Source organism: Elioraea sp. (genome assembly GCF_051860475.1).
Classification (GTDB): Bacteria; Pseudomonadota; Alphaproteobacteria; order Acetobacterales; family Acetobacteraceae; genus Elioraea.
In genome coordinates, this window is sequence record NZ_JBHYDW010000070.1 from 1 (window position 1) to 22,731 (window position 22,731).

The 22,731-nt window shown below is 69.6% G+C and carries 23 protein-coding genes and 1 tRNA gene; 18 read left to right on the forward strand and 6 right to left on the reverse strand.

Translation table 11 applies throughout. The features are described 5' to 3' along the window. Both ACTIFU_RS13270 and ACTIFU_RS13275 read left to right on the forward strand, forming a co-directional pair. Positions 1 to 185: NADH dehydrogenase ubiquinone Fe-S protein 4 (locus tag ACTIFU_RS13270; protein WP_439578789.1), on the forward strand; the 185-nt coding region annotated here is incomplete at its 5' end. Between the two features lie 20 nt (positions 186 to 205). Then, a tRNA-Arg gene (locus ACTIFU_RS13275) sits at positions 206 to 282 on the forward strand. A 153-nt stretch (positions 283 to 435) separates the two neighbouring features. Here the strand turns inward: ACTIFU_RS13275 and ACTIFU_RS13280 are convergent. The 4 genes from ACTIFU_RS13280 to ACTIFU_RS13295 all read right to left on the reverse strand — a co-directional run bounded on the left by ACTIFU_RS13280 (position 436) and on the right by ACTIFU_RS13295 (position 4,178). Next, positions 436 to 945: a hypothetical protein gene (locus ACTIFU_RS13280; protein ID WP_439578790.1), complete on the reverse strand. Its 510-nt coding sequence runs from the start codon at positions 943 to 945 to the stop codon at positions 436 to 438. Positions 946 to 1,010: 65 nt separating this feature from the next. After that, complete coding sequence (locus ACTIFU_RS13285; protein ID WP_439578791.1) at positions 1,011 to 2,528, reverse strand: DHA2 family efflux MFS transporter permease subunit; 1,518 nt, start codon at positions 2,526 to 2,528, stop codon at positions 1,011 to 1,013. Between the two features lie 5 nt (positions 2,529 to 2,533). Further along, a complete protein-coding gene (locus tag ACTIFU_RS13290) occupies positions 2,534 to 3,718 on the reverse strand; it encodes an HlyD family secretion protein (protein WP_439578792.1) in 1,185 nt (394 codons plus the stop codon). Then, positions 3,711 to 4,178: a MarR family winged helix-turn-helix transcriptional regulator gene (locus tag ACTIFU_RS13295; protein ID WP_439578793.1), complete on the reverse strand. Its 468-nt coding sequence runs from the start codon at positions 4,176 to 4,178 to the stop codon at positions 3,711 to 3,713. Before ACTIFU_RS13295 ends, ACTIFU_RS13290 begins: the two co-directional genes overlap by 8 nt. Before the next feature lie 135 nt (positions 4,179 to 4,313). Between ACTIFU_RS13295 and rpe the strand changes: the two genes are divergently transcribed. Continuing rightward, positions 4,314 to 4,967, forward strand: coding sequence for a ribulose-phosphate 3-epimerase (gene rpe, locus ACTIFU_RS13300; protein ID WP_439578794.1), 654 nt, complete (start codon positions 4,314 to 4,316; stop codon positions 4,965 to 4,967). Here the strand turns inward: rpe and gph are convergent. Continuing rightward, positions 4,957 to 5,622 (reverse strand): phosphoglycolate phosphatase, encoded by a 666-nt coding sequence (gph, locus tag ACTIFU_RS13305; protein WP_439578795.1) that lies wholly within the window; start codon positions 5,620 to 5,622, stop codon positions 4,957 to 4,959. The genes rpe and gph overlap by 11 nt on opposite strands. 91 nt (positions 5,623 to 5,713) lie before the next feature. Here gph and ACTIFU_RS13310 point away from each other — a divergent pair, with 91 nt between their 5' ends. The 11 genes from ACTIFU_RS13310 to ACTIFU_RS13360 all read left to right on the forward strand — a co-directional run bounded on the left by ACTIFU_RS13310 (position 5,714) and on the right by ACTIFU_RS13360 (position 14,926). Further along, positions 5,714 to 7,024, forward strand: a complete 1,311-nt coding sequence (locus ACTIFU_RS13310) for an N-formylglutamate amidohydrolase (protein WP_439578796.1) — start codon at positions 5,714 to 5,716, stop codon at positions 7,022 to 7,024. Between the two features lie 422 nt (positions 7,025 to 7,446). Beyond that, positions 7,447 to 7,899, forward strand: coding sequence for an SUF system Fe-S cluster assembly regulator (locus ACTIFU_RS13315; protein ID WP_439578797.1), 453 nt, complete (start codon positions 7,447 to 7,449; stop codon positions 7,897 to 7,899). Positions 7,900 to 7,918: 19 nt separating this feature from the next. Then, positions 7,919 to 9,376 (forward strand): Fe-S cluster assembly protein SufB, encoded by a 1,458-nt coding sequence (sufB, locus tag ACTIFU_RS13320; protein ID WP_439578798.1) that lies wholly within the window; start codon positions 7,919 to 7,921, stop codon positions 9,374 to 9,376. Positions 9,377 to 9,392: 16 nt separating this feature from the next. After that, the gene (gene sufC, locus ACTIFU_RS13325) at positions 9,393 to 10,139 is read left to right on the forward strand and encodes a Fe-S cluster assembly ATPase SufC (protein WP_439578799.1); all 747 of its coding nucleotides are present in this window, start codon (positions 9,393 to 9,395) and stop codon (positions 10,137 to 10,139) included. A 7-nt stretch (positions 10,140 to 10,146) separates the two neighbouring features. After that, positions 10,147 to 11,484: a Fe-S cluster assembly protein SufD gene (gene sufD, locus ACTIFU_RS13330; protein WP_439578800.1), complete on the forward strand. Its 1,338-nt coding sequence runs from the start codon at positions 10,147 to 10,149 to the stop codon at positions 11,482 to 11,484. After that, positions 11,481 to 12,728 carry an aminotransferase class V-fold PLP-dependent enzyme gene (locus ACTIFU_RS13335; RefSeq protein WP_439578801.1) on the forward strand — a complete coding sequence of 416 codons (1,248 nt, stop codon included), beginning with the start codon at positions 11,481 to 11,483 and terminating at the stop codon, positions 12,726 to 12,728. The genes sufD and ACTIFU_RS13335 overlap by 4 nt, the downstream gene beginning before the upstream one ends. Continuing rightward, a complete protein-coding gene (sufU, locus tag ACTIFU_RS13340) occupies positions 12,725 to 13,195 on the forward strand; it encodes a Fe-S cluster assembly sulfur transfer protein SufU (protein WP_439578802.1) in 471 nt (156 codons plus the stop codon). The genes ACTIFU_RS13335 and sufU overlap by 4 nt, the downstream gene beginning before the upstream one ends. Continuing rightward, entirely contained in the window at positions 13,192 to 13,563 is a 372-nt protein-coding gene (locus tag ACTIFU_RS13345; RefSeq protein ID WP_439578803.1) for an SUF system Fe-S cluster assembly protein, read from the forward strand. The genes sufU and ACTIFU_RS13345 overlap by 4 nt, the downstream gene beginning before the upstream one ends. Positions 13,564 to 13,580: 17 nt before the next feature. Beyond that, positions 13,581 to 13,949, forward strand: a complete 369-nt coding sequence (locus ACTIFU_RS13350) for a HesB/IscA family protein (RefSeq protein WP_439578804.1) — start codon at positions 13,581 to 13,583, stop codon at positions 13,947 to 13,949. Between the two features lie 74 nt (positions 13,950 to 14,023). After that, positions 14,024 to 14,668 (forward strand): Crp/Fnr family transcriptional regulator, encoded by a 645-nt coding sequence (locus tag ACTIFU_RS13355; RefSeq protein WP_439578805.1) that lies wholly within the window; start codon positions 14,024 to 14,026, stop codon positions 14,666 to 14,668. Positions 14,669 to 14,734: 66 nt separating this feature from the next. Further along, complete coding sequence (locus tag ACTIFU_RS13360; RefSeq protein WP_439578806.1) at positions 14,735 to 14,926, forward strand: YgaP family membrane protein; 192 nt, start codon at positions 14,735 to 14,737, stop codon at positions 14,924 to 14,926. Between the two features lie 36 nt (positions 14,927 to 14,962). On the opposite strand, the gene ACTIFU_RS13365 is transcribed toward ACTIFU_RS13360, so the two are convergent. After that, the gene (locus ACTIFU_RS13365; protein WP_439578807.1) at positions 14,963 to 16,519 is read right to left on the reverse strand and encodes an ABC transporter substrate-binding protein; all 1,557 of its coding nucleotides are present in this window, start codon (positions 16,517 to 16,519) and stop codon (positions 14,963 to 14,965) included. Positions 16,520 to 16,602: 83 nt separating this feature from the next. Here ACTIFU_RS13365 and ACTIFU_RS13370 point away from each other — a divergent pair, with 83 nt between their 5' ends. The 4 genes from ACTIFU_RS13370 (at position 16,603) to ACTIFU_RS13385 (ending at position 22,653) form a co-directional block, all read left to right on the forward strand. Beyond that, complete coding sequence (locus tag ACTIFU_RS13370) at positions 16,603 to 18,132, forward strand: M81 family metallopeptidase (RefSeq protein ID WP_439578808.1); 1,530 nt, start codon at positions 16,603 to 16,605, stop codon at positions 18,130 to 18,132. Between the two features lie 74 nt (positions 18,133 to 18,206). After that, positions 18,207 to 20,273 (forward strand): 3-hydroxyacyl-CoA dehydrogenase NAD-binding domain-containing protein, encoded by a 2,067-nt coding sequence (locus tag ACTIFU_RS13375; RefSeq protein WP_439578809.1) that lies wholly within the window; start codon positions 18,207 to 18,209, stop codon positions 20,271 to 20,273. Positions 20,274 to 20,285: 12 nt separating this feature from the next. Further along, the gene (locus ACTIFU_RS13380; RefSeq protein ID WP_439578810.1) at positions 20,286 to 21,494 is read left to right on the forward strand and encodes an acyl-CoA dehydrogenase family protein; all 1,209 of its coding nucleotides are present in this window, start codon (positions 20,286 to 20,288) and stop codon (positions 21,492 to 21,494) included. A 10-nt stretch (positions 21,495 to 21,504) separates the two neighbouring features. Continuing rightward, positions 21,505 to 22,653 carry an acyl-CoA dehydrogenase family protein gene (locus tag ACTIFU_RS13385; protein WP_439578811.1) on the forward strand — a complete coding sequence of 383 codons (1,149 nt, stop codon included), beginning with the start codon at positions 21,505 to 21,507 and terminating at the stop codon, positions 22,651 to 22,653. Positions 22,654 to 22,731 lie beyond the last annotated feature (78 nt).

Below are 22,731 nucleotides of genomic sequence, written 5' to 3' on the forward strand. Positions count from 1 at the left end.
TCGGCTCGGGCGACACGATGTCGTCTCAGGTGCGGCTGCGCTTCCCGACCAGGGAGGCGGCGGTGGCCTATGCCGAGAAGCACCGGATTGCGTATGAGGTGGAGCAGCCAGCGGAGCGGGTGATCCGCCCGAAGGCGTATGCGGACAACTTCGCCTTCGGCCGTGCGGAGAACTGGACGCATTGAGATCACCCATTGAGATACGGGCGCCCTTAGCTCAGTTGGATAGAGCGGCAGCCTTCTAAGCTGCGGGTCGGGGGTTCGAATCCCTCAGGGCGCGCCATGAGGTTGAAGCCGCCCCGGTTCCTTGGAGTGGTGGAAGCTTGGCCGATTGCGGTTCCTCTTCGGCGGGTTGCGTCTGCTTCTGCTCGCAAGCGGTGGGCGATGACGCGCGCCGACGGCTACGGGGCCGTCGCCCCCCGCCATGCACGCCGGATCAGTCGCGGATCGCGGCGTGGTAGCCGGGCACCCACCCGGAGGTCGGCGGGAAAGGGGGAGGCGGCGGCCGCAGGCCGAGCTTGCGCACCAGGTAGTGGGCGTAAGAATTGCTGTTGACGGCATTCCAGACGATCTCGGGCGTCGGTGAGTAGGGCAGGTGGGCTGCGTTCACGCGCGCGGTGACGTCGCGCGCGGCGGCGATCACGTCGGTGCAGCCGCGAGGGAGCTGCCCGGCGAGGCGATAGATGTTGCCGTCCTTCAACGGCTTTGCGCGCAGGCTGCGGTGTCGTCCGACCAGGTGACCCCAGCTCGGAAACCTCCCGCTCGGGTTGCCCTCGAACGCATCCCCGTCGATCACCACGACCGCGTGGTAGTAATTGGTCAATCCAGTCAGGCTGCGGATCCTCAGATGCTCGAACGCCACCGCGACCGGGCAGACGCCGCCGCGCTGCGCCGCGGCCGGAGCCGTCGCCAGCACCAGCAGAAGACCGAGCAGGATCGCTCGCATGCCGTCCCTCCGCGCACGCTGAGCTTGATCGTGCCGCCAGCCCGGGGCAGAAGCAAGCGCTGCGCTCAGGTGGGCCCGACCGGCAGCCGCGGCCCGGGCCGGCGCAACAGCGCCGTCATCGGCATCGCCGCGAGCGCGAGCAGTGCGAGCAGGCGGAAGTCGTTCATGTAGGCGATCGCGCGCGCCTCGCGGAACACCATCTCGGCGAGCGCCATCCGTCCCGCGACCGTGTCGAGGCTCCAGAGCTCCGCCACGCCGGGCAGGCGCAGCGCGGGATTGAACGGCGTGATGTGTTGGACGAGCCCCGCATTGATCACCTGGGTGTCGCGCACCAGCAGGAAGATCACCACCGCGATGCCGATCGAGGCGCCGAGATTGCGCATCAACGCATACATCGCGGTCGCCTGGTTGCGGAGTTCCGGCGACAGCGTCGAGAAGGTCATGGTGGTGAGCGGGACGAACATGAAGCCGAGGCCGAAGCCCTGCACCAGGCCCGTGCGGATGATCGCCGCCTGCGAGACCTGGGGCGTGAAGCCCGACATCTCCCACAGCGACGCCGCGGCGCAGCCGAAGCCGAAGGAGAGCAGCCAGCGCGGATCGACCCGTCTGATCAACCGCCCGACCAGCAGCATGGAGACCATGGTGCCGAGCCCGCGCGGCGAGGTGATCAGACCTGCCGTCAGCACGGGATAGCCGAGCATGGTCTGGAGGAACGGCGAGAGCAGCGCGATCGTCGCCAGCAGCAGGATGCCGACCACGAAGATGAATCCCATCCCGAGGGTGAAGTTGCGGTCCTGGAACAGGCGCGGATCGATGAAGGGCCGCCTCGCGGTCGCGGTGTGCACCACGAACAGGTAGAAGCCGAGGGCTGCCGAGAAAGCGAGCGTGGTGATCAGCGTCGAGTCGAACCAGTTCAGCCGCTCGCCGCGGTCGAGCATGAGCTGGAACGAGCCGACCGCGATGCCCAGCGTGACGAAGCCGAACCAGTCGAGACCGATCGGCTTGGGTTCGGTGCGCGGCATCGCGGCCGAGAGGCCGAGGAAGGTGACGATCCCGACCGGCACGTTGATGGTGAACACCCAGCGCCAGTGGAAGAACTCGGTGAGGATCCCGCCCAGCGTAGGCCCCAGCACCGGGCCCACCATGACGCCCACGCCGAATAGCGCCATCGCCGAGCCGTGCTGCTCGCGCGGATACGTGTCCAGCATGGTCGCCTGCGAGAGCGGCACCAGCGGCGCGCCGAACGCGCCCTGCATCAGCCGGAACACCACCATCTGCTCGAGCGAGGTCGCCATGCCGGACAGCATGGACGCGATGGTGAACCCGGTGATCGTCGTCATCAGCACCCTGCGCCGGCCGAACCGGTTGGCGAGGTAGCCGCTGAGCGGGGTCGAGATCGCGGCGGCGACGATGTAGGAGGTCAGCACCCAGTTGATCTGGTCGAGCGTGGCCGAGAGCTCGCCCATCATGTACGGGAGCGCGATCGTCGCCATCGTCGTGTCGAGGATCTGCATGATGACGGCAAGCATCACGCAGGGAATGAGGATGGTGCGGTTGGGCGCGCCCGGCACCGGCGGTGCCATTCCTGCTAGAGCCCGACCCAGCGGCGCAGATCGCGGAACAGACCGGCGAGGCTGCGTTCCTGCCCGGTGTCGATCTCGACGATCACGCTCATGCCCGCGCGCAAGGGCGGCGCATCGTCGGGAACATCGAGGGCGAGGCGGAGCGGGATGCGCTGCACCACCTTCACCCAGTTGCCCGAGGCGTTCTGCGGCGGCAGCACGGCGAACTCGGCCCCCGAGGCCGGGCTGATCGAGGCCACGCGTGCGGCGATCCGCACGCCCGGATAGGTATCCACCCGCACGGTGGCCGGGTTGCCGACCCGCACATGCGTCAGCGCCGTTTCCTTCGGGCTCGCCTCGACCCAGATGTTGCCGGTGGCGATCAGCACGAAGGCGGCGCGCGCGGCCGGAAGATAGGCGCCCTGCGGCAGATGATCGACATGCGTCACGACGCCGGCGACCGGCGCATGCACGCGGGTGCGGCGGAGGTCGCGCTCGGCGCGGTCGACCTCGGCGCGCGCCTCCTGGAAGCGCGGATGCAGCTCGGGATCGAGATCCGCCGCGCCGCCGAGCGCGGCGAGCGTTGCCTCGGCCTGGCGCTCGGCCACCATCACGCGCGCGCGCGCCGCATCGACGTCGCGCCGCGCCTGGTCGAGTGCCATCTGCGCCGCAACCCCCCGCGCCGAGAGGTCCTGCTGGCGGCGGAACTGCGCCTGAAAGAACGCGACATCGGTGCGCGCCTGATCGAGCTCGGCGAGCTTCTCGCGATAGGTCGCGCGCAGCGTGGTGAGCTCGTTGCGCACCCCTTCGAGGCGGGCGAAGGTCGCAGCCAGCGCGATGCGGTAGGACTCGTCGTCGAGCCGGAACAGCAGCTGGCCCTGCTCGACGATCTGGTTCTCCGCCACCGCGACCTCCGCGACGAACCCCGGCACGTCGGTTGCGATGTCGATCCGCTCGGCGCGGATATAGGCGTTGTCGGTCGAGACGATGCGCCCGCCAGCGAGATAGAGGTGCAGCCCGAGGGCGAGCAGCGCGAGGGGCCCGAGCAGCAGCAGCAGGACGCGGCGGCGCTGACGCTGCGCGACGGTGGGCCGCGTGGGCGCGGGCGGGTCGCGCGGCGGCGCCTCGGTCTCGCGCAGCCGCGCCACCGTCTGCTCGGTGCGCTCGCCGGTCTCGCCCGGCGGCAGCGCGCGCGCGCGCGCGTCAGCCATGACGCACGGCCTTTGCGCCGTTCGCGCTTGCCGAGGCGGCGATCAGGTTCTCCTTCATCGTGGTGAGGATGTGGATCAGCTGCTCGCGCTCGGCCTCGGGCACGCCGGCGAGCGCTTCCGCGCGCGTCTCGGCGCCGATCGCGCGCATCCGCTCCAGCACCGGATGCGCCTTGGGGCGGAGGAACAGCAGCCACACGCGCCGGTCCTTCGCGTGCGGGCGGCGCTCGACCAGCCCCGCGGCCTGGAGCCGGTCGAGGATGCGGCCGAGCGAGATCGGTTCGAGTTCGAGGATGTCGGCGAGCCCGCCCTGGTGGATGCCCTCGTTGCGCGCGAGATGCGCCAGCACCTGCCACTGCGCGCGGGTGAGGCCGAGGTCGCGCGCGTTCTGCTCGAACCTCTTGCGCAACAGCCGCGCGACATCATGCAGCAGGAAGCCGAGGGTGCGTTCGGGGCTTTCCATGTCTCCGTCCCATGCCGGGCGCGGACCATAAGCACGGCTATCATAGACCTGCTCAGCAGAAAGTCGAGACCCGGGGCGGCTTGCGTGCGTGAGGGGCACAGGTCAGAACGGCGGTACCCGCGGAAGGATGGTTCGATGCATGACGTGCTGATCGCCCCCTCGATCCTGGCCGCGGACTTCGCGCGGCTCGGCGAGGAGGTGCGCGCGGTGGACGCGGCCGGGGCGGACTGGATCCATCTCGACGTGATGGACGGGCATTTCGTGCCGAACATCACCTTCGGGCCGGACGTCGTGCGCGCGCTCAGGCCGCATTCGGCGAAGTGCTTTGACACGCATCTGATGATCGCGCCGGTCGATCCGTATCTCGAAGCCTTCGCCACGGCGGGGGCTGACCGGATCATCGTTCATGTCGAAGCGAGCACGCATCTCGACCGCACGCTGCAGGTGATCGCGGCGCTGGGCAAGAAGGCGGGCGTGTCGCTCAATCCGGCCACGCCCGCCTGCATGGTCGCGCATGTGCTCGACCGGGTGGATCTCGTGCTGGTGATGACGGTGAACCCCGGCTTCGGCGGGCAGCGCTTCATCCCGGCACAGCTCGACAAGATCCGCGAGCTTCGCCGCATGATCGGCGAGCGGTCGATCCGCATCGAGGTGGATGGCGGGATCATGCCCGAGACCGCGAAGCTCGTGGTCGAGGCCGGGGCGAGCGTGCTGGTCGCGGGCTCGGCGGTGTTCGGTGCCGGCGACTACGCGGCTGCGATCACCGCGCTGCGTCCGGTCACGGCGTAGCCCGCGCGCCGATCAGCCCTTCGAGCAGCGCCGGCAGGTCCGCGGGCGTGCGCGCGATCGCCGCCGCCCCTTGCGCCATCTCGGCAGGGCCATAGCCCCAGGCCGCGAACACGCAGGGAATGCCCGCGCCCGCCGCACCGATGATGTCGTTGCGGTGATCGCCGATCATCACCGCGCGCGCGGCGTCGCCGCTGGCGGCGCGCAGGGTCGCGAACAGGTGCCCCGGATCGGGCTTGCGCACCGGAAACGTGTCGCCGCCGCCGATCGCGGCGAAGCGGTCGAGCAGCCCGAGGGCGTCGAGCAGCAGCCGCGCGGCGTATTCGTGCTTGTTGGTACAGACCGCCATACACCAGCCCTGCGCGGCAAGCGCATCGAGCGCCTCGGGAATCCCCGGGAAAGGGCGGGTCTCGACCGCGGCGTTGGCGGCGTAGTCATCGAGGAACCCCCGGTAGACGTCCTGGTCGAAGGGCCGGCCGCGCGCGGCGAGCGCCCGCTCGATCAGGACATGCACGCCGTCGCCGATCATCCCGATGATCTCGTCCAGCCGGTACGGCGCGAGCCCGAGCCGAGCGGCCATGCGGTCGGCGGCGGCGTGCAGATCGGGCGCGCTGTCCACCAGCGTGCCGTCGAGGTCGAACAGGGCGGTGGGGGGCATGTGTCAGTTCCTGGCGTCAATGTGGGATGACATCGCAACAAGCAGCCGAGATTGGCTACCATGGGGTGATCGAAGCGTCAGGAGGGAGCGGATGATCCCGATCGTTCTGCACATTCCCCATGCGTCGCGCCTTATCCCCGCGGAGGAGCGGGCGGACTTCGTGCTCGACGATGCCGCACTGGAGCGCGAGCTAACCGCGATGACAGATGCGTGGACAGACGAGCTGGTCGAGGGGTGGTCGGACCGCTACACGATGCAGCGTGTCATCGCGCCCGTAAGCCGGCTGGTCTGCGACGTCGAGCGCTTCCGCGATGACAGCGCCGAGCCTATGGCCGCGCGCGGCATGGGCGCGGTCTATACGCGGACATCGGATGGCCGTCCGTTGCGGACGGCGACGCCCGAGGAGCGCGAACGCATCCTGCGGACGTATTACGATCCGCACCATGTGGCGCTGACCCGGGCCGTGGACGAGGCCTTGGCCGAGGCTGGCGCCTGCCTGATCATCGACGTGCACTCGTTTCCCTCGAAGCCGCTGCCGTACGAGCACGACCAGTCGCCGGACCGCCCCGAGGTCTGCATCGGCTTCGACGACTTCCATGGGGCGTTCCTGGCCGACGGCGGTTGGGACGCTGCCTGCCGCCATGCGCGGTTCCAAGGCGCAGCCAACCGACCCTTCTCGGGCAGCATCGTTCCTGTGACGCACTGGCATCAGAACAGGAACGTCCTCTCCGCGATGATCGAGGTCCGGCGCGACCTCTACATGGACGAGGAGACCGGCCGGAAGCTCGACCGCTTCGACGAGGTCAAATTCCGGCTGGGCGACTTTGCCGTCTTCTTGGGGGAGCGGGCGACCGAGGCGGTCGAACGGGCCCGTCTGATGGCGCTTCCCTATGAGCAACGCGTGCCGCTCGTCTGGGCGAAAAATGACGACGGCGTATACCGCCGGATCGTCAAAGCGTTGGAGCCTGACGAACTCCGCGAGCTCCGGTCCGAAGCCAAGCGGACGGCGCGCGAAGCACTGTCGGGGCGCGGTCCCTACGCCGATCCGGTGCGCAGGCCGGGCGCCGACGAGGAATGCAGACATCTCGCACGGGCGATCCAGCACCGCCTCCTGCTGGATGCGGCGTGGGAGCGCCTCCAGGACGAGGGAGAGGTGATCGACGAGTACATCTGGGATGGTGAGGGATTAAGTACCTCGCCCGGAAGCAGCTATTACGCGTGTGTCAAGGAATGGAACGGGATCTATGGTGCCTTCGGCGAGGTCGACGCTGAGGGGCCGTTCCTGAGCAGGGAGGAAGCCGTCAGATGGATGGAAGATCATGTTGGGCTAAGCGAGGTAGACAGATTCGCGGACGAAGGCCCGGGCTGGAGACGAGACAGGCGGGATGAAACCAGGACGTAGGGGTCTGGACTGCTTCGTTCGGCGCTGCGTTCGGTCGCTCGCTGGGGAGTGGAAGGCCGCACCCGATCTGATTGCCAATCCCTCCCGGTCGCAGGCCACCGCACGTGCGGTGGCCGTCGGCCCCCTCGGAGAGGGCTGTTGATCCGGCCGCCGTGCGCGATCCGGGTCGGCGGCTTTCCGGTCCAGACGGCCCGGGGCCGCGGCTCGCCCCCGGCCCTGGCGGCAGGTTTCGCCATCGCGTTCAGGCCGCGTGCGGTTCGCGCTCCGCCGCTCCTCCGGTCTTGACCGTCGGCGTCCTCTCATACGCCCTGTTCGCGTCGCAGGACACGCCGGGATTGGCCCGCCGCCGCCTTGACATCGACCGGTCGCAGGCGCATCTCGCAATCAGGACTGAGACTGTCCTGATTGAGTGGAGAGCGCCGGTGTTCAGGCTGTCCAAGCTCAGCGACTACGCCGTGGTGGTGCTCAGCGAACTCGGCCGGGTGCATGACGGCGCGGTGCGCACCGCCTCGGGCCTCGCGGCCGCCACCGGCATCGCCGAGCCGACGGTGGCCAAGGTGCTGAAGCTGCTCGCCGCCGGCGGGCTCGTCACCAGCCAGCGCGGCGCGCATGGCGGGTATCGCCTCGCACGCCCCTTGTCGGCGATCCCGATCTCGGACGTGATCGGGGCGATCGAGGGGCCGATCGCGCTCACCGCCTGTGTGGACGGCCACGTGGGAAGGTGCGAAGTGGAATGCTCCTGCCTCGTGCGCGGCCGCTGGGACCCGGTGAACAGCGCCATCCGCCGCGCGCTCTCCGAGATAACGCTCGCCGACATGGCCTGCCCGGCCTGGGCCCTGCCCGGCCCGGTGCGCGTCGCCGAGCCGGCCGCTTGAGACGGAAGGAAGACGAATCATGCCTGCGGTAGCCGAGACGCTTGACACGGTCCGCGACGTCACCCAGGGCACCTACAAGTGGGGCTTCGAGACCGACATCGAGCAGGATGTCATTCCTAAGGGCCTGGACGAGGGCGTTGTGCGGCTGATCAGCGCCAAGAAGGGCGAGCCCGCGTGGCTGCTCGAGTGGCGGCTGAAGGCGTATCGCGCCTGGCTGTCGATGACCGAGCCGAGCTGGGCCGCGGTGAAGTATCCGCCGATCGACTACCAGGAGGCCCACTACTACGCCGAGCCGAAGGCGAAGGGCGACGGGCCGAAGTCGCTCGAGGAGATCGACCCGGAACTGCTGCGCACCTACGAGAAGCTCGGCATCCCGCTGAAGGAGCAGGAGCGGCTCGCCGGCGTGGCGGTCGATGCCGTGTTCGACAGCGTGTCGGTCGCGACCACGTTCAAGGACAAGCTCGCCGAAGTCGGGGTGATCTTCTGCTCCTTCTCCGAGGCGGTGCGCGAGCACCCCGAGCTGGTGAAGCGCTGGCTCGGCACGGTCGTGCCCTATGGCGACAACTTCTTCGCAGCACTCAACTCGGCGGTCTTCTCCGACGGCAGCTTCGTCTACATCCCCAAGGGTGTGCGCTGCCCGATGGAGCTCTCGACCTATTTCCGCATCAACGCGAAGAACACCGGCCAGTTCGAGCGCACGCTGATCGTCGCCGAGGAAGGGAGCTACGTCTCCTACCTGGAAGGCTGCACCGCGCCAATGCGCGACGAGAACCAGCTCCACGCGGCGGTGGTCGAGCTGATCGCGCTCGATGAGGCACAGATCAAGTACTCGACGGTGCAGAACTGGTACCCCGGCGATGCCCAGGGCAAGGGTGGGATCTACAACTTCGTCACCAAGCGCGGCGCCTGCCGCGGGCGGAAGAGCAAGATCTCCTGGACGCAGGTCGAGACCGGCAGCGCGATCACGTGGAAGTACCCCTCCTGCATCCTCCAGGGCGAGGGCTCGGTCGGCGAGTTCTACTCGGTCGCGATCACGAACAACTGGCAGCAGGCCGACACCGGCACGAAGATGATCCATCTTGGGGCGAACACGCGCTCGACCATCGTCTCGAAGGGGATCAGCGCCGGCCACGGCCAGAACACCTATCGCGGCCTGGTGCGGATCATGCCGCGGGCGAAGAACGCGCGGAACTTCACGCAGTGCGATTCCCTGCTGATCGGCAACCAGTGCGGCGCACACACGGTGCCGTACATCGAGAGCCGCAACCCGACCGCGAAGGTTGAGCATGAAGCGACGACGAGCCGCATCGCAGAGGATCAGCTGTTCTACTGCCGGAGCCGCGGGCTGACGGAGGAGGAGGCGGTCGGGCTGATCGTCAACGGCTTCGCACGCGAGGTGCTGAAGGAACTGCCGATGGAGTTCGCGGTCGAGGCGCAGAAGCTGCTGGCAATCAGTCTCGAAGGCAGTGTGGGTTGAGAACGGGATCCGAGAGATGTTGAAGATCGAAGGGCTGCGCGCGGGTATCGACGGCAAGGAGGTGCTGAAGGGTATCGACCTTGAGGTGTCCGGCGGCGCCGTGCACGCGATCATGGGGCCGAACGGCTCGGGCAAGTCCACGCTCGGCTATGTGCTCGCGGGGCGCGAGGGCTACGAGGTGACGGGCGGGACGGCGACGTTCCGCGGCGAGGACCTGCTGGCCAAGGAGCCCGAGGAGCGCGCGATCGCCGGGCTGTTCCTCGCCTTCCAATACCCGGTGGAGCTGCCGGGGGTGGGCAACGCGAACTTCCTGCGCCAGGCGCTGAACAGCCTCCGGCGCGCACGTGGCGAGCCAGAGCTCGACGCGATGCAGTTCCTCAAGCTCGTGCGCGGCAAGGTGAAGGCGCTCGGGATGAGCGACGAGATGCTGAAGCGCTACGTCAATGTCGGCTTCTCAGGCGGCGAGAAGAAGCGCAACGAGATCCTGCAGATGGCCGTGCTCGAGCCCGCATTCTGCATCCTTGACGAGACCGACAGCGGCCTCGACATCGACGCGCTGCGCATCGTCGCCGACGGGGTGAACGCGCTCCGCGCACCAGAGCGCGGGATATTGGTGATCACGCACTATCAGCGTCTGCTGGACTACATTGTGCCGGATCGCGTGCACGTGCTGCTGGACGGGCGGTTCGTCCGCTCCGGCGGGCCGGAATTGGCGTTGGAGCTCGAGGAGAAGGGCTATGGCGAGCTCCAGGCCGCGGCCTGAGGGGCCGATGGACGCCCCTGTCGTGATGCCGGCCGTGGCGCCGGCGGCGGCCACCCTGCTCGACCGCTATGCCGGGCTGAAGGATCGGCTGCCCGGCGCGCGCGTGGCCTGGGTGGAGGCGTGGCGGAATCGCGGCGCCGAGGCATTCCGCGCCGGCGGGTTTCCGACGAGGCGTGTCGAGGCATGGAAGTTCACCGACCTCACGCCGCTGCGCGATACCCGGTTCGTGGAGGCACTGCTCGCAACCGACACGCATCCGACGCTGCCAGAGGAGGCGGGTGGCGAGGAGGCGCGCATCGTGCTGCTGGACGGGAGGTTCCGCGCCGATCTTTCGCGCCTGGATGCACTTGGCGACGGCGTGCGGGTGGAGAGCCTTGCCGTTCTGCTGGCCGATGGTGACGGCGCATTGCGCGATCTGCTTGGCACGATCGCGCGTTCCGACCTGCCGCTGCCAGGGCTGAACGCCGCGCTTGCCGAGGACGGCGCAGTGATCCGCATTGCCCCCGGCGTTGATGCCGGGCGCATCCGCATCGTCTCGCTCGGCGTGGCACCCGAGGCTCATGCGGTGGCGTTCCATCCGCGCAGCATCATCTCGCTTGGTGCGGGCGCGAGCCTGACCCTGCTCGACGGCGCGCATGGTGCGGGTAAGGGCGTGTACTGGCAGAACGCAGTCACCGAGATCGCGCTCGGCGAGGGCGCGCGGCTGACTCATGTGCGGGTGCAGGACGAGGCGCGCGACGCGTTCCACACGACGCTGGTGGCGGTACGGGTCGAAGCGAAAGCCGAGTACGACAGCTTCACGCTGGTGCGCGGCGCGCGGCTCGCACGCAACGAGGTGCATGCGGTGCTGGTCGGGCCCAAGGCGGCGCTGCATCTGAATGGCGCGCAGCTCGTGGACGGCGAGCGCCATGCCGACACCACCACCGTGATCGACCACGCCGCCCCTGACTGCGAGAGCAACCAGACCGTCAAGACCGTGCTCACGGGCCGCGCGCGCGGCGTGTTCCAGGGCAAGATCCACGTCCATCAGGTGGCGCAGAAGACCGACGGCTACCAGATGAACCAGGCGCTGCTGCTGAGCCCCGAGGCGGAGATCAACTCCAAGCCGCAGCTCGAGATCTACGCTGACGACGTGAAGTGCAGCCACGGCGCCACCGTCGGCGAGCTCGACCACGACCAGCTCTTCTATCTGCGCAGCCGCGGCATCGCCGAGGTCGAGGCGAAGTCGATGCTCGTGCAGGCGTTCCTGACGGATGCCGTGTCGCTCGTCTCGGACGAGGCGCTGCGCGAGACGCTGCTTGCCGCGACGGATGCGTGGTGGGACGAGGTGGAGCACCCCGCATGAACGACGCGCCTCCGGTCAGCGCTGCCTTCGACGTCCAGGCGATCCGCGCCCAGTTCCCGATCCTGAAGGAGCAGGTGCGCGGCAAGCCTTTGGTGTTCCTGGACAGCGCGGCGTCGGCGCAGAAGCCGCGCGCGGTGATCGAGGCGATGGTGCACGCGATGGAGCACCAGTACGCCAACATCCATCGCGGCCTCCATTGGATGAGCGAGCGCACGACCGAGGCCTATGAGGCGTGCCGCGACGCCGCGGCGCGGTTCCTGAACGCAGGCTCGCGCGACGAGATCGTGCTGACCCGCAACTCGACCGAGGGGATCAACCTCGTCGCGCACAGCTACGGCCGCGGCGTGATGAGACCGGGGCAGGCGGTGCTGATCAGCGCGATGGAGCACCACAGTAACATCGTCCCCTGGCAGATGCTGCGCGACGCGCACGGGATCGAGCTGCGCGTCGCCAAGGTGACGGATGCGGGCGAGCTCGACATGGAGTCGGTCGCCGCCCATCTCGCGGACGGCAAGGTCGGGCTGATCGCGATCACGCACATGTCGAACGTGCTCGGCAGCTACACGCCGGCCGAGCGGATCGCGCGACTTGCGCACGAGGCGGGTGCGAAGGTGCTGTTCGACGGCAGCCAGGCGGCGGTGCACCGACGCGTGGACGTGCAGGCGCTGGACGCCGATTTCTACGTCTTCACCGGCCACAAGCTGTACGGGCCGACGGGAATCGGCGTGCTCTACGGCAAGGCCGAGCTGCTTGAACGCATGCCGCCCTTCCTGGGCGGCGGCGACATGATCTCGACCGTCGCGTTCGAGCGGAGCGAGTGGGCGCGCGTCCCGCACAAGTTCGAGGCAGGTACGCCGCCGATCCTCGAAGGCATCGGCCTCAAGGCCGCGATCGAGTGGGTGGAGCGGATCGGCTTCCCGGCGATGGAGGCGCATGAGCGGGCGCTCACCGACCACGCGCTCGCGCGGATCTCGGCGATCGAGGGCGTGACGGTGATCGGCCGGGCGCAGGACCGCGGTGGGGTGGTGTCGTTCACGCTCGACCGTGCGCATGCGCACGATATCGCCACGCTGCTCGACCGGCAGGGTATCGCCGTGCGCGCGGGGCATCACTGCGCCGAGCCGCTGATGCGCCGCTTCGGGCTGGACAGCACGGCGCGCGCCTCGTTCGGCGTCTACACCAGCAAGGCCGAGATCGACGCGCTCACCGAGGCGCTGGCGCGCGTCAGGACGTTCTTCACATGAGCGAGGCGTTCGAGGAGCTGCGCGATCTCTACCAGGAGGTGATCCTGGATCACGGCCGCCATCCGCGGAACTTCCGCCGGCTGGACGGGGCCTTGCACGCGAAGGGCGACAACCCGATGTGCGGGGACAAGGTCGAGGTCTGGCTCAAGCTCGGCGCCGGCGAGCGGATCGAAGATGCATCGTTCCAGGGTCGCGGCTGCGCGATCTCGGTCGCCTCGGCCTCGCTGATGACCGAGGTGCTGCGCGGCAAGACCAGGGATCAGGCGCGCAGCCTCGCGGATGCCTTCCGTACCCTCGCGCGCACCGGCACGTGCCCGGCCTGTGGCTCGGTGCACGGGGAGGACATCGAACGCTTGCAGCCGCTCTCCGGCGTGGCGGAGTATCCGAGCCGCGTGAAGTGCGCCACGCTCGCATGGCATGCGATGGAGGCGGCGCTGAAGGGCGAAGGGAGCGCGACGACAGAATGAGCGAACGGACGCATGCTCCGGCGGGAACCGTCTGGACGCCCGAGGGCGAGGTGCCGACATCGCAGGGTGTCAGCGAGCAGGCGGTGATCGACGCGGTCTCGGCCGTCTATGACCCCGAGATTCCGGTGAACATCTATGAGCTCGGGCTGATCTACGCGATCGACATCGGGGACGACGGCGCGACCAAGGTGGAGATGACGCTGACCGCGCCTGGCTGTCCTGCGGCGCAGGAGCTGCCCGAGCAGGTGCGCCAGGCGATCCTGTCGGTGCCGGGGGTGACGCGCTGCGACGTCGAGGTGGTGTGGGACCCGCCGTGGGATCCGAGCCGGATGAGCGAGGAAGCCCGCCTCGCGGTGAACATGTTCTGATGTGCTAGGGTGACACGATGAGCACGGCAACCGCTGGAACCAAGCCCGCGCGCAGCCTGCCGCCGCTGATGCGTCTGACGGATGCGGCGGCGGAGCGGGTGCGCGCGCTCTACGCCCGCCCGGGTGCCAAGACGTTCCTGCGCATCGGCGTGAAGACGAAGGGCTGCTCGGGGTTGTCCTATGAGATGAGCTATGTGGACGAGCCCGGTGCGACCGACGAGGTGGTGACCGACCAGGGCCTGACGATCCTGGTGGATCGCCGTGCGTCGCTGTTCCTGATCGGCACGGTGATGGACTACCAGACGGGCGCGCTCTCGTCCGGCTTCACCTTCGTGAACCCGAACGAGAAGGGCCGTTGCGGCTGCGGCGAGAGCTTCCACGTCTGACGCCGTTCCCGGGATAGGGGGTTTGGGGGAAAGGGCCTTGCGGCCCTTTCCCCCATTCGTTCCTGGGTGATGTGATGGACCCGCTCGCCCCTCTCGACCCCTCGGCCCGCGACGCGGTGCGCGCGGCGGCACGGCGCGTGCGCCTGCCTGCCGGCGCGGCTGCCTTCCGCCCCGGCCAGCCCTGCGCGCACTGGCTGATCGTCTGTGCCGGCCAAGTGCGGGTCTCGCGCGTGGCCGGGGACGGGCGCGAGATCGTGCTCTACCGGGTGCATCCGGGCGAGAGCTGCGTGTTGACCACCGCGGGCCTCCTCGAGGGCGGCGACTACGATGCCGAGGCGATCTGCGAGACGGAGGTCGAGGCGCTGCTGCTGCCGGCAGCGGAGTTCCTGCGCCTGATCGCCGAGCAGGCGTCCTTTCGCCGCTTCGCCTTCGCGGCCTATGCGGCCCGGATCGCCGCGCTGATGGAACTCGCGGAGGAGCTCGCCTTCGACGAGGTCGGCACGCGGCTTGCGCGCAGGCTTTTGGCGCTGCGCGCGGCCGACGGCAGCGTGCCGGCGACGCACGAGGCGCTGGCGGCGGAGCTCGGCACCGCGCGTGAGGTGGTGAGCCGTCGGCTCAAGGCGTTCGAGCGTGCTGGCCACGTCACGCTTGCGCGCGGGCGGATCGTCGTCGCCGATCCCCACGGGCTCGCGGCGGCCGCGCGGGCCTCGGTGACCTAGGTCACGGAACGCGCGCGGCGGATTGGCTCTGCTGTACCCGAGGCCACAGGCAACGGGGTACGGACGATGACGAAGAACATGGGCATGGTGGATCGCGCGGTACGCGCGGTGGTTGGCGTGGTCCTGGTCGCGCTCGCCGCCACGGGCACGATCGGCGTGTGGGGCTGGATCGGCGTGGTGCCGCTCGCGACCGCGGCTATCGGCTGGTGCCCGGCCTATCTGCCGCTCGGCATCAGCACCTGCCCGAGCAAGGCGTGAGGTGACAGGGGCCGGCGCTGGCCGGCCACGTCACGGTCAACTCGCCGGGCGGATCATCAGCGCGTTGAAGCGCCGCTCGGGCCGCGGGGTGATCGCCAGCGTCCGCCGCGAGGCGTAGTCCCAGGTCGGGTGGAACACCGGGATCAGCGCCTGATCCTCGAATGCCGCCTCGATCGCAGCCGCGACCTTGGCGATGCGCTTCTCGGGGTCCATCTCGCCGAGCGCATCGACGATCAGCGCATCGACGCGCGGGTTCGAGTAGCGCACGCGGTTCGCGGCACCGAGGCCCTTCTGGGCGTCATTCGTGTGCAGCACCGCGCGCGGACCCTCGGACGCCTCGATCGTGCCGTACTGGGCGATGAAGGCGGAGAACTCCTGGCGTGTGGCGGCGCCGAAGAACACCTGGCCCGGCACGCCCTCGACCGCGACCTGAACGCCGAGCCGCGTCCACATCTGGCCGATCGCCTGGGCGATCTGGCTGTCCTTCGGATAGCGGTCGGTGGTCGTGTGCAGGGCGAGGCGGAAGCCGTTCGGCAGGCCTGCCTCGGTCAGCAGCGCGCGTGCCCGGTTGAGGTCGAGCGGGTCGGGTTGCAGTCGCTGGCTGGTGCCGGGGAAGGAGGGCGGCAGCATCTGCGAGGCCGGCGTGCAGCTTCCCTCCATCAGGCGCTCGCAGATCGCGGTGCGGTCGATCGCGAGCGACAGCGCACGACGCACGCGCGGATCCATCAGCGGGTTGCGCGCGAGCGCGGGCTGGCCGTCCTTCGCGCCGACATGCGGGCTCTGCTCGCGCGCTGAGTCGAGCGCAATGTAGTGCACCACCGCGGCTGGGCCGCTGGCCAGCGCGAGCCGCTGGTCCTGCTGGATGCGTGCCTTGTCGGCCACCGGCACGAGGTCGATCGCATCGAGCTCGCCGGCGAGCAGCGCGGCGACGCGCGAGGGGTCGCGCGTGATCACGCGTTCGGTGACGCGCTCCCAGGTGGCCGGGCCGCGCCAGTGCCGATCGAAGCGCTGGAGCACCAGCCGGTCGGCGTTCACCCACTCGACCGTCCGATAGGGGCCGGTGCCGTTCACCTTGCCGGTGTTGAACTCGCTGGTGGACTGCCCCGCATCCTTGGCGGGGATGATGAACACGCGGCTCAGGTCGAGCGGCAGCAGCGGGTTGGGTGTGGAGGTACGGATGCGGATCGTGTGGTCGTCGATCTTGTCGATCGCGGCGATGGCGCGCGTGAACACGGTGAACAGCGCGGGGCTGTTCGGCACGTTCGGCAGGCGCGCATAGGTCGCGATCACGTCGTCGGCGGTGAAGGGCGAGCCGTCGTGGAACACCACGCCGCGGCGGAGCTTGAACTCCCAGGTCAGGTCGTCGATCAGGCGCCAGCTCTCGGCGAGCGCGGGCTCGAGCTGCTGGCGGTCGGTCTGGTAGGTCAGTCCGTCGAAGATCTGGCTGTGGCTCGAAGCCTGCGGGAAGCCGTTGAAGAAATGCGGGTCGAGCGTGTTGAGCTCAAGCTTGGTGCCGATCGTCAGCGTTTGCGCTGAGGCGTGGCCCGCGGCAAGAGCAATCGCGGCCACCGCCGCGCACAGGATGCGTCGCATCGAAACCTCCCTACGTCTCCCGCGGGCATCATGCCGCGTCCGGGGCGTTGTGGAAAGCGGCAAGGCGTCGCAGTCTCCGCGCCATGACGCGCACGACCCCCCGCATCGCTCTCGGCGGCTTCATGCTGGAGAGCAACGGCCACGCGCCCCCGGCGCCGAAGGCCGAGTTCGAGGCAACCTACTGGCTCGACGGCGAGCCATTGCTGGCCGATCTGCGCTCGCCGGCGCCGCGCGCCTCGGCCTGCCTGAGCGGCTTCCTCGCCGGCATGGACCAGGGGAAGGGGTGGACGCCGATACCGCTGCTCGCGACGGGTGCCGGCGCCTCGGGCCCGGTAGAGCAGGCGGTGTTCGAGGAGGTGATGGCGCGCATCACCGCGGGGCTGCGCGCGGCGGGGCCGCTCGACGGGGTGTTCCTCGCGCTCCACGGCGCGGCGACCGCGACCGGGGAGCCCGATCCGGACGGCGTGCTGCTCGCCGCCGTGCGCGCGGCGGTCGGGCCGGATGTGCCGGTGATCGCCACGCTCGACCTGCATGCGAACGTTTCGCAGCGCATGGTGGACGAGGCGGACGTGCTGATCGCCTACCGGACCAATCCGCATGTGGACATGATCGAGCGTGGCATGGACGCCGCCTTCGCCATGCGCGCGATGCTCGGCGGCATGCGGCCGAAGGCCGCGTTCGTGAAGCTGCCCATGATCACCCCGGCCGTGGCGATGAACACCGACCAGGGCCCTTATGCCGACATCATCGCCTATGGCCAGTCGCGGATCGACCACACGATCCTGGACGTGTCGGTCGTGGCGAACTTCTCGCTCGGGGATACGCCGAAGAACGGGCTGTCGGTGATCGTCACCGCGAAGGGCGACCGGGCGCGGGCGCAGGCGGTCGTGACCGACGTGGCGGCGAAACTGTGGGACATGCGCGAGCGCTTCCGCATCACGCTCACGCCACTCGACCGAGCGGTCACCATGGCGAAGGAGGCGGGCGCCGACCCGTCCCGCCAGGCCCTGCTGTTCGCCGACGTTGCCGACAATCCGGGCGGGGGCGGTCGCGGCAACACGACCTACATCCTGCGCGCGTTTCACGGGGCCGGGGTGGAGGGCGCGCTGTTCGGGATCCACAACGACGCGCCGCTCGCGGCGGAGGCGCATGCGCTGGGCGTGGGCGCGCGCTTCACCGCGCGCTGCAATCGCGCCGAGCTGCATCCTATGAGCGAGCCCTTCGAGGCCGAGGCAGTGGTCGAGGCGCTGTCCGACGGCGAGTTCATCGGCCGGCGCGGTATCTATGCGGGCCGGCGCGTGTCACTCGGGCCCACCGCGCTGCTGCGCCTCGGCGGCATCCGCGTGATCGTGGTGACGCACCGCCGACAGTTCGCCGAACCCGCAATGGCCGAGCATCTCGGCGTCGATCTGCGGCAGGTGCGCTCGCTGGTGGTCAAGTCGCGCGGGCACTTCCGCGCCGGCTTCGACGACGTCTTCCCGCGCGAAGCGATCGTCGAGGTTGATGTGCCGGGGCTGACCTCGGTCGTGCTGGAGCGCGTGCCCTATCGCAACCTCCCGCGCCCGATCTGGCCGCTCGACCCAGACACGACCTGGTCGTCGATCCCCGGCTGACGCGTCGCGCATCGGCCCGGTTGCGTTTCCGAGCCTGACGGACCACGCTGCCGGGCAAGGAAGCGGGAGGACCCATGGCGGATCAGGCATTCGTTCGACACGAACGGCATGACGACGTTCACATCCTGCGGCTTGCCAATCCACCGGTGAACACGTTGCGCCATGCTGTGCGTCAGGCGCTGGTCGCCGCCCTCGACGCCGCCACGGCCGCCGGCGCGAAAGCCGTGGTGCTGATCGGCGAGGGACGGATGTTCTCGGCGGGTGCCGAGATGACCGAGTTCGGCGGGCCCCGCCTCGAGCCGACGCTCAATCAGGTGATCGAGGCGCTTGACGCCTTCCCCGGCCTGACGGTGGCGGCGATCCATGGTCACGCGCTCGGCGGTGGGCTCGAACTTGCGCTCGGCTGTCGCGCGCGCGTGGCCTTGGCGAGTGCGCAGGTGGGGCTGCCCGAGGTGAAGCGTGGCATACTGCCCGGCGCCGGCGGGACGCAGCGGCTGCCGCGGCTGATCGGTGCCGAGCCGGCGCTCGCCATGATCTCCACGGGTGACGCCGTGCGCGCGCCGCGGGCCAAGGAACTCGGCATCATCGACGCGATCATCGACGGTGATCTGACCGAGGGCGCGCTCGCCTATGCGCGCGCCGAGCTTGAGGCCGGGCGCGAGCACGCACGCGCGCGCGACCGGACCGTTGCCGGTGAGCTCGCCGCGTTCGATGCGGCCGCGGCCGGGGTGGCGAAGCGAGCGCGCGGCATGGAGGCACCTCCGGCGACGGCCGAGGCGGTGCGGGCGGCACTGACCGAGCCCTTCGAGCAGGGGCTGGCGACCGAGCGCCGCCTGTTCGAGCGCCTGGTGAAGGGCGAGCAGAGCCAGGCGCTGCGCCACACATTCTTCGCCGAGCGCGAGGCGCAGAAGGTGGCGGGGCTGGAGAGTGTCGAGGGGCGCCCGGTGGCGCGCGCGGCGGTGATCGGTGCCGGCACGATGGGGGGCGGCATCGCGATGAACTTCGCCAATGTCGGCATTCCGGTCACCGTGATCGAAACGAACGCCGAGGCGCTCGCGCGCGGGCTCGGCCGGGTGGAGGCGAACTGGCGCCGTAGCCTCAAGAGCGGACGGATGACCGAGGCGGAGGTGTCGCAGCGGCTCGGCCTGATCCGCGGCACCACCGACCTCGCCGAGATCGGCGACGCCGATGTCGTGATCGAGGCGGTGTTCGAGGACATGGAGGTGAAGCAAGGGTTGTTCCGCGAGCTCGACCGACTGGCCAAGCCGGGCGCGCTGCTCGCGACCAACACCTCCTATCTCGATGTCGATGCGATCGCGGGCGTCACCGCGCGGCCGGGCGACGTGCTGGGGATGCACTTCTTCAGCCCGGCGAACGTGATGCGCCTGCTCGAGATCGTCCGCGGCAAGGAGACATCGGGCGCCGCCTTGGCGACCGCGGTCGCGATCGGACGGCGCATCGCCAAGGTGCCGGTGGTGGTCGGCAACTGCTTCGGCTTTGTTGGCAACCGGATGTCGTTCCAGCGCGGCCGCCAGGGCGAGCTCATGCTCCAGGAGGGCGCGCTGCCCTGGGAAGTGGACAAGGTCATGACCGGGTTCGGCCTGGCGATGGGGCCGTTCGCGGTGGCCGACCTCGCTGGGCTCGACATCGGCGGCATGGTGCGCAAGGCGTTCGGCATCCCGTTCCCGATCGCGGACGCAATGGTGGCGGCGGGACGGCTCGGCCAGAAGACCGGCAAGGGCTGGTACCGCTACGGCGGCGACGGCCGCACCCCGGAGCCAGATCCGGAAACGGAACGGATGATTCTCGAGATCTCCGCCGCGCTCGGCAAGAACCGGCGCGCGATCCGGCCGGAGGAGATCGTTGATCGCATGACGCTGAGCCTCGTGAACGAGGGGGCGAAGATCCTCGACGAGGGCATCGCCGCACGCGCCTCGGATATCGACATGATCTTCGTCAACGGCTATGGCTGGCCGGCCTGGCGCGGCGGGCCGATGTGGCATGCCGAGCGGATGGGCTTGCGCGCCGTGCGCGATCGGCTGGCCGAACTTGCCACGCTCACCGGCGACGACGGACTGACGCCGGCACCGCTGATCGAGCGGCTGGCGGCGTCGGGCGGCAGCTTCTCCATGCCGGCCTGAGGGAGGACGACAATGGATCTGCGCTTCACTGCCGAGGAACGCGCCTTCCGTACCGAGGTGCGCGAGTTCATCGACCGCACCCTGCCCAATGAGACGCGCGCACGCATGGCGACCGGCCGCACGCCGACCAAGGACCAGTGGGGCTGGTGGCACGGCAAGCTGCACGAGCAGGGCTGGTCGGTGCCCGACTGGGCGAAGGAGCATGGCGGCCCGGGCTGGACGCCGGTGCAGCGCTACATCTTCCGCGAGGAGCTCCAGCAGGCACCGGCACCGCAGCCGCAGCAGTTCGGCACCATGATGGTCGGGCCCGTGATCATCGCGTTCGGCTCCGAGGCGCAGAAGGGCCGCTTCCTGCCCGGCATCCGCAACGGGCGGGAGTGGTGGTGCCAGGGCTTCAGCGAACCCGGCGCGGGCTCGGACCTCGCCTCGCTGAAGACCGGGGCACGGCGCGAGGGCGACCACTATATCGTTTCGGGCCAGAAGGCCTGGACCACGCTCGCGCACTGGGCAGACTGGATCTTCACGCTGGTGCGCACCGACCCGAAGGCGCCGAAGAAGCAGCAGGGCATCGGCTTCCTGCTGATCGACATGAAGAGCCCCGGCATCACGGTGCGGCCGATCGTCACCATCGACGGCGAGCACGAGATCAACGAGGTGTTCTTCGACGACGTGAAGGTGCCGGTCGAGAACATGGTGGGCGACGAGACGCGCGGCTGGGACTGTGCGAAGTTCCTGCTCTCGAACGAGCGCACGGGCCAGGCCCGTGTCGGCATGTCGAAGGAGCGCATCCGCAGGCTCAGGCGGATCGCGTCCGAGACGCCCGCGGGCGGGCGCAAGCTGATCGAGGACATCCGCTTCCGCGAACGCCTTGCCGCGGTGGAGGTGGAGCTGAAGGCGCTCGAGGTCACCACGATGCGCGTGGTCGCGGCAGAGCAGAAGGCGCTCGGCGAAGGAAAGCCCGATCCGGCCTCGTCGCTGCTCAAGGTGAAGGGTTCGGAGATCCTCCAGTCGATCAGCGCGCTGATGGTGGAGGCCGCCGGCCCCTACGGCATTGCTGCGCCGGTCGATGAGGCGCCGGAGGGCACGAACGAGCCCGAGATCGTGCCCGACTGGGCGGCGATGGCGCAGCCGCTCTGGATGAACTGGCGCAAGCTCTCGATCTATGGCGGCACCAACGAGATCCAGCGCAACATCATGGCCAAGGCGTTCCTGGGCCTCTGAGGAGAGCGACGTGGACTTCGATCTGAGCGAGGAACAGCGGCTGCTGCGCGAGAGCCTGACGCGGCTGCTCGCCGACCGTTACGGCTTCGAGGCGCGCAAGGGCTACGCGGTCGAGCCCGAGGGCTGGAGCCGGGTGATGTGGGCGTCCTATGCCGAGCTCGGTCTGCTCGGCCTGCCGTTCGCCGAGGCGGACGGCGGGTTCGGCGGCGGCGCGGTCGAGACCATGCTGGTGGCCGAAGCGCTGGGCGAGGCGCTGGCGCTCGAGCCCTGGTTCGCGACCGTGGTGCTCGGTGGCGGGTTCCTGCGGCACGGGGCGCGCGCGGAACGGCGCGCGGCGCTTGTGCCGGGCATCGCGGAGGGCGGGTTGCTGCTCGCCTTCGCGCAGACCGAGGCGCAGTCGCGCTGGGACCTGCACGACGTCGCGACCACGGCGAAGCGCGACGGCGACGCCTGGGTGCTGGAGGGGCGCAAGCTTGTGGCGCTGCACGGCGACGTGGCGGACCGGCTGGTCGTGACCGCGCGCACCGGCGGCGAGCGGCGCGACCGCGCGGGCATCGGCGCGTTCCTGGTCGAGGCCAAGGCGCCCGGGCTCACGCGCCGCGGCCACCGCACCAATGACGGGCGGCGCGCCGCCGAGGTGACGCTCGCCGGCGTGCGCGTTGCGGCCGAGGATGTGCTCGGCGATCCGGCCGACGGGCTGCCGATGATCGAGCTCGTGGTGGACGAGGCGATCGCGGCGCTGGCGGCCGAGGCGGTCGGCGTGATGGCCGCCGCACAGAAGCTGACGCTCGAGTACCTGAAGGTGCGCAAGCAGTTCGGCGTGCCGATCGGCAGTTTCCAGGTGCTGCAGCACAAGGCCGCCGACATCATGATGGCGATCGAGCAGTCGCGCAGCATGGCGATGTACGCGGCGATGTCGCTCGAGGAGCCCGACCCCGCGGAACGCAGCCGGGCAATGTCGGCCGTGAAGGCGCAGATCGGCCGGGCGGCCAAGTTCGTCGCCGAGGAGACGGTGCAGCTGCACGGCGGCATCGGCATCACCATGGAGTACGCGGTGGCGCACTGCATGGCGCGGCTCGGCGCGATCGAGGCGATGTTCGGCAATGCCGAGTTCCATCTGCGCCGGCTTGCGGACACCGGCGGGCTGATCGCGGCGTAGAACCCTCACCCTGACCCTTGCGTGTATGGGGGGATTGAGCGGGGATAGGTCTGCTCGTCTGCGTCTGGCGGCGGTCCC

Coding starts and splice junctions, on each gene's coding strand:
- ACTIFU_RS13365 (WP_439578807.1), bottom strand. CDS start 16,519: ATGCGACGCATCCTGTGCGCGGCGGTGGCCGCGATTGCTCTTGCCGCG.
- ACTIFU_RS13380 (WP_439578810.1), top strand. CDS start 20,286: ATGGATCTGCGCTTCACTGCCGAGGAACGCGCCTTCCGTACCGAGGTG.
- ACTIFU_RS13290 (WP_439578792.1), bottom strand. CDS start 3,718: ATGGCTGACGCGCGCGCGCGCGCGCTGCCGCCGGGCGAGACCGGCGAG.
- ACTIFU_RS13345 (WP_439578803.1), top strand. CDS start 13,192: ATGAGCGAACGGACGCATGCTCCGGCGGGAACCGTCTGGACGCCCGAG.
- sufD (WP_439578800.1), top strand. CDS start 10,147: ATGGACGCCCCTGTCGTGATGCCGGCCGTGGCGCCGGCGGCGGCCACC.
- ACTIFU_RS13280 (WP_439578790.1), bottom strand. CDS start 945: ATGCGAGCGATCCTGCTCGGTCTTCTGCTGGTGCTGGCGACGGCTCCG.
- ACTIFU_RS13295 (WP_439578793.1), bottom strand. CDS start 4,178: ATGGAAAGCCCCGAACGCACCCTCGGCTTCCTGCTGCATGATGTCGCG.
- ACTIFU_RS13285 (WP_439578791.1), bottom strand. CDS start 2,528: ATGGCACCGCCGGTGCCGGGCGCGCCCAACCGCACCATCCTCATTCCC.
- rpe (WP_439578794.1), top strand. CDS start 4,314: ATGCATGACGTGCTGATCGCCCCCTCGATCCTGGCCGCGGACTTCGCG.
- gph (WP_439578795.1), bottom strand. CDS start 5,622: ATGCCCCCCACCGCCCTGTTCGACCTCGACGGCACGCTGGTGGACAGC.
- ACTIFU_RS13350 (WP_439578804.1), top strand. CDS start 13,581: ATGAGCACGGCAACCGCTGGAACCAAGCCCGCGCGCAGCCTGCCGCCG.
- ACTIFU_RS13370 (WP_439578808.1), top strand. CDS start 16,603: ATGACGCGCACGACCCCCCGCATCGCTCTCGGCGGCTTCATGCTGGAG.
- sufU (WP_439578802.1), top strand. CDS start 12,725: ATGAGCGAGGCGTTCGAGGAGCTGCGCGATCTCTACCAGGAGGTGATC.
- ACTIFU_RS13310 (WP_439578796.1), top strand. CDS start 5,714: ATGATCCCGATCGTTCTGCACATTCCCCATGCGTCGCGCCTTATCCCC.
- ACTIFU_RS13360 (WP_439578806.1), top strand. CDS start 14,735: ATGACGAAGAACATGGGCATGGTGGATCGCGCGGTACGCGCGGTGGTT.
- ACTIFU_RS13335 (WP_439578801.1), top strand. CDS start 11,481: ATGAACGACGCGCCTCCGGTCAGCGCTGCCTTCGACGTCCAGGCGATC.
- sufB (WP_439578798.1), top strand. CDS start 7,919: ATGCCTGCGGTAGCCGAGACGCTTGACACGGTCCGCGACGTCACCCAG.
- ACTIFU_RS13375 (WP_439578809.1), top strand. CDS start 18,207: ATGGCGGATCAGGCATTCGTTCGACACGAACGGCATGACGACGTTCAC.
- ACTIFU_RS13355 (WP_439578805.1), top strand. CDS start 14,024: ATGGACCCGCTCGCCCCTCTCGACCCCTCGGCCCGCGACGCGGTGCGC.
- sufC (WP_439578799.1), top strand. CDS start 9,393: ATGTTGAAGATCGAAGGGCTGCGCGCGGGTATCGACGGCAAGGAGGTG.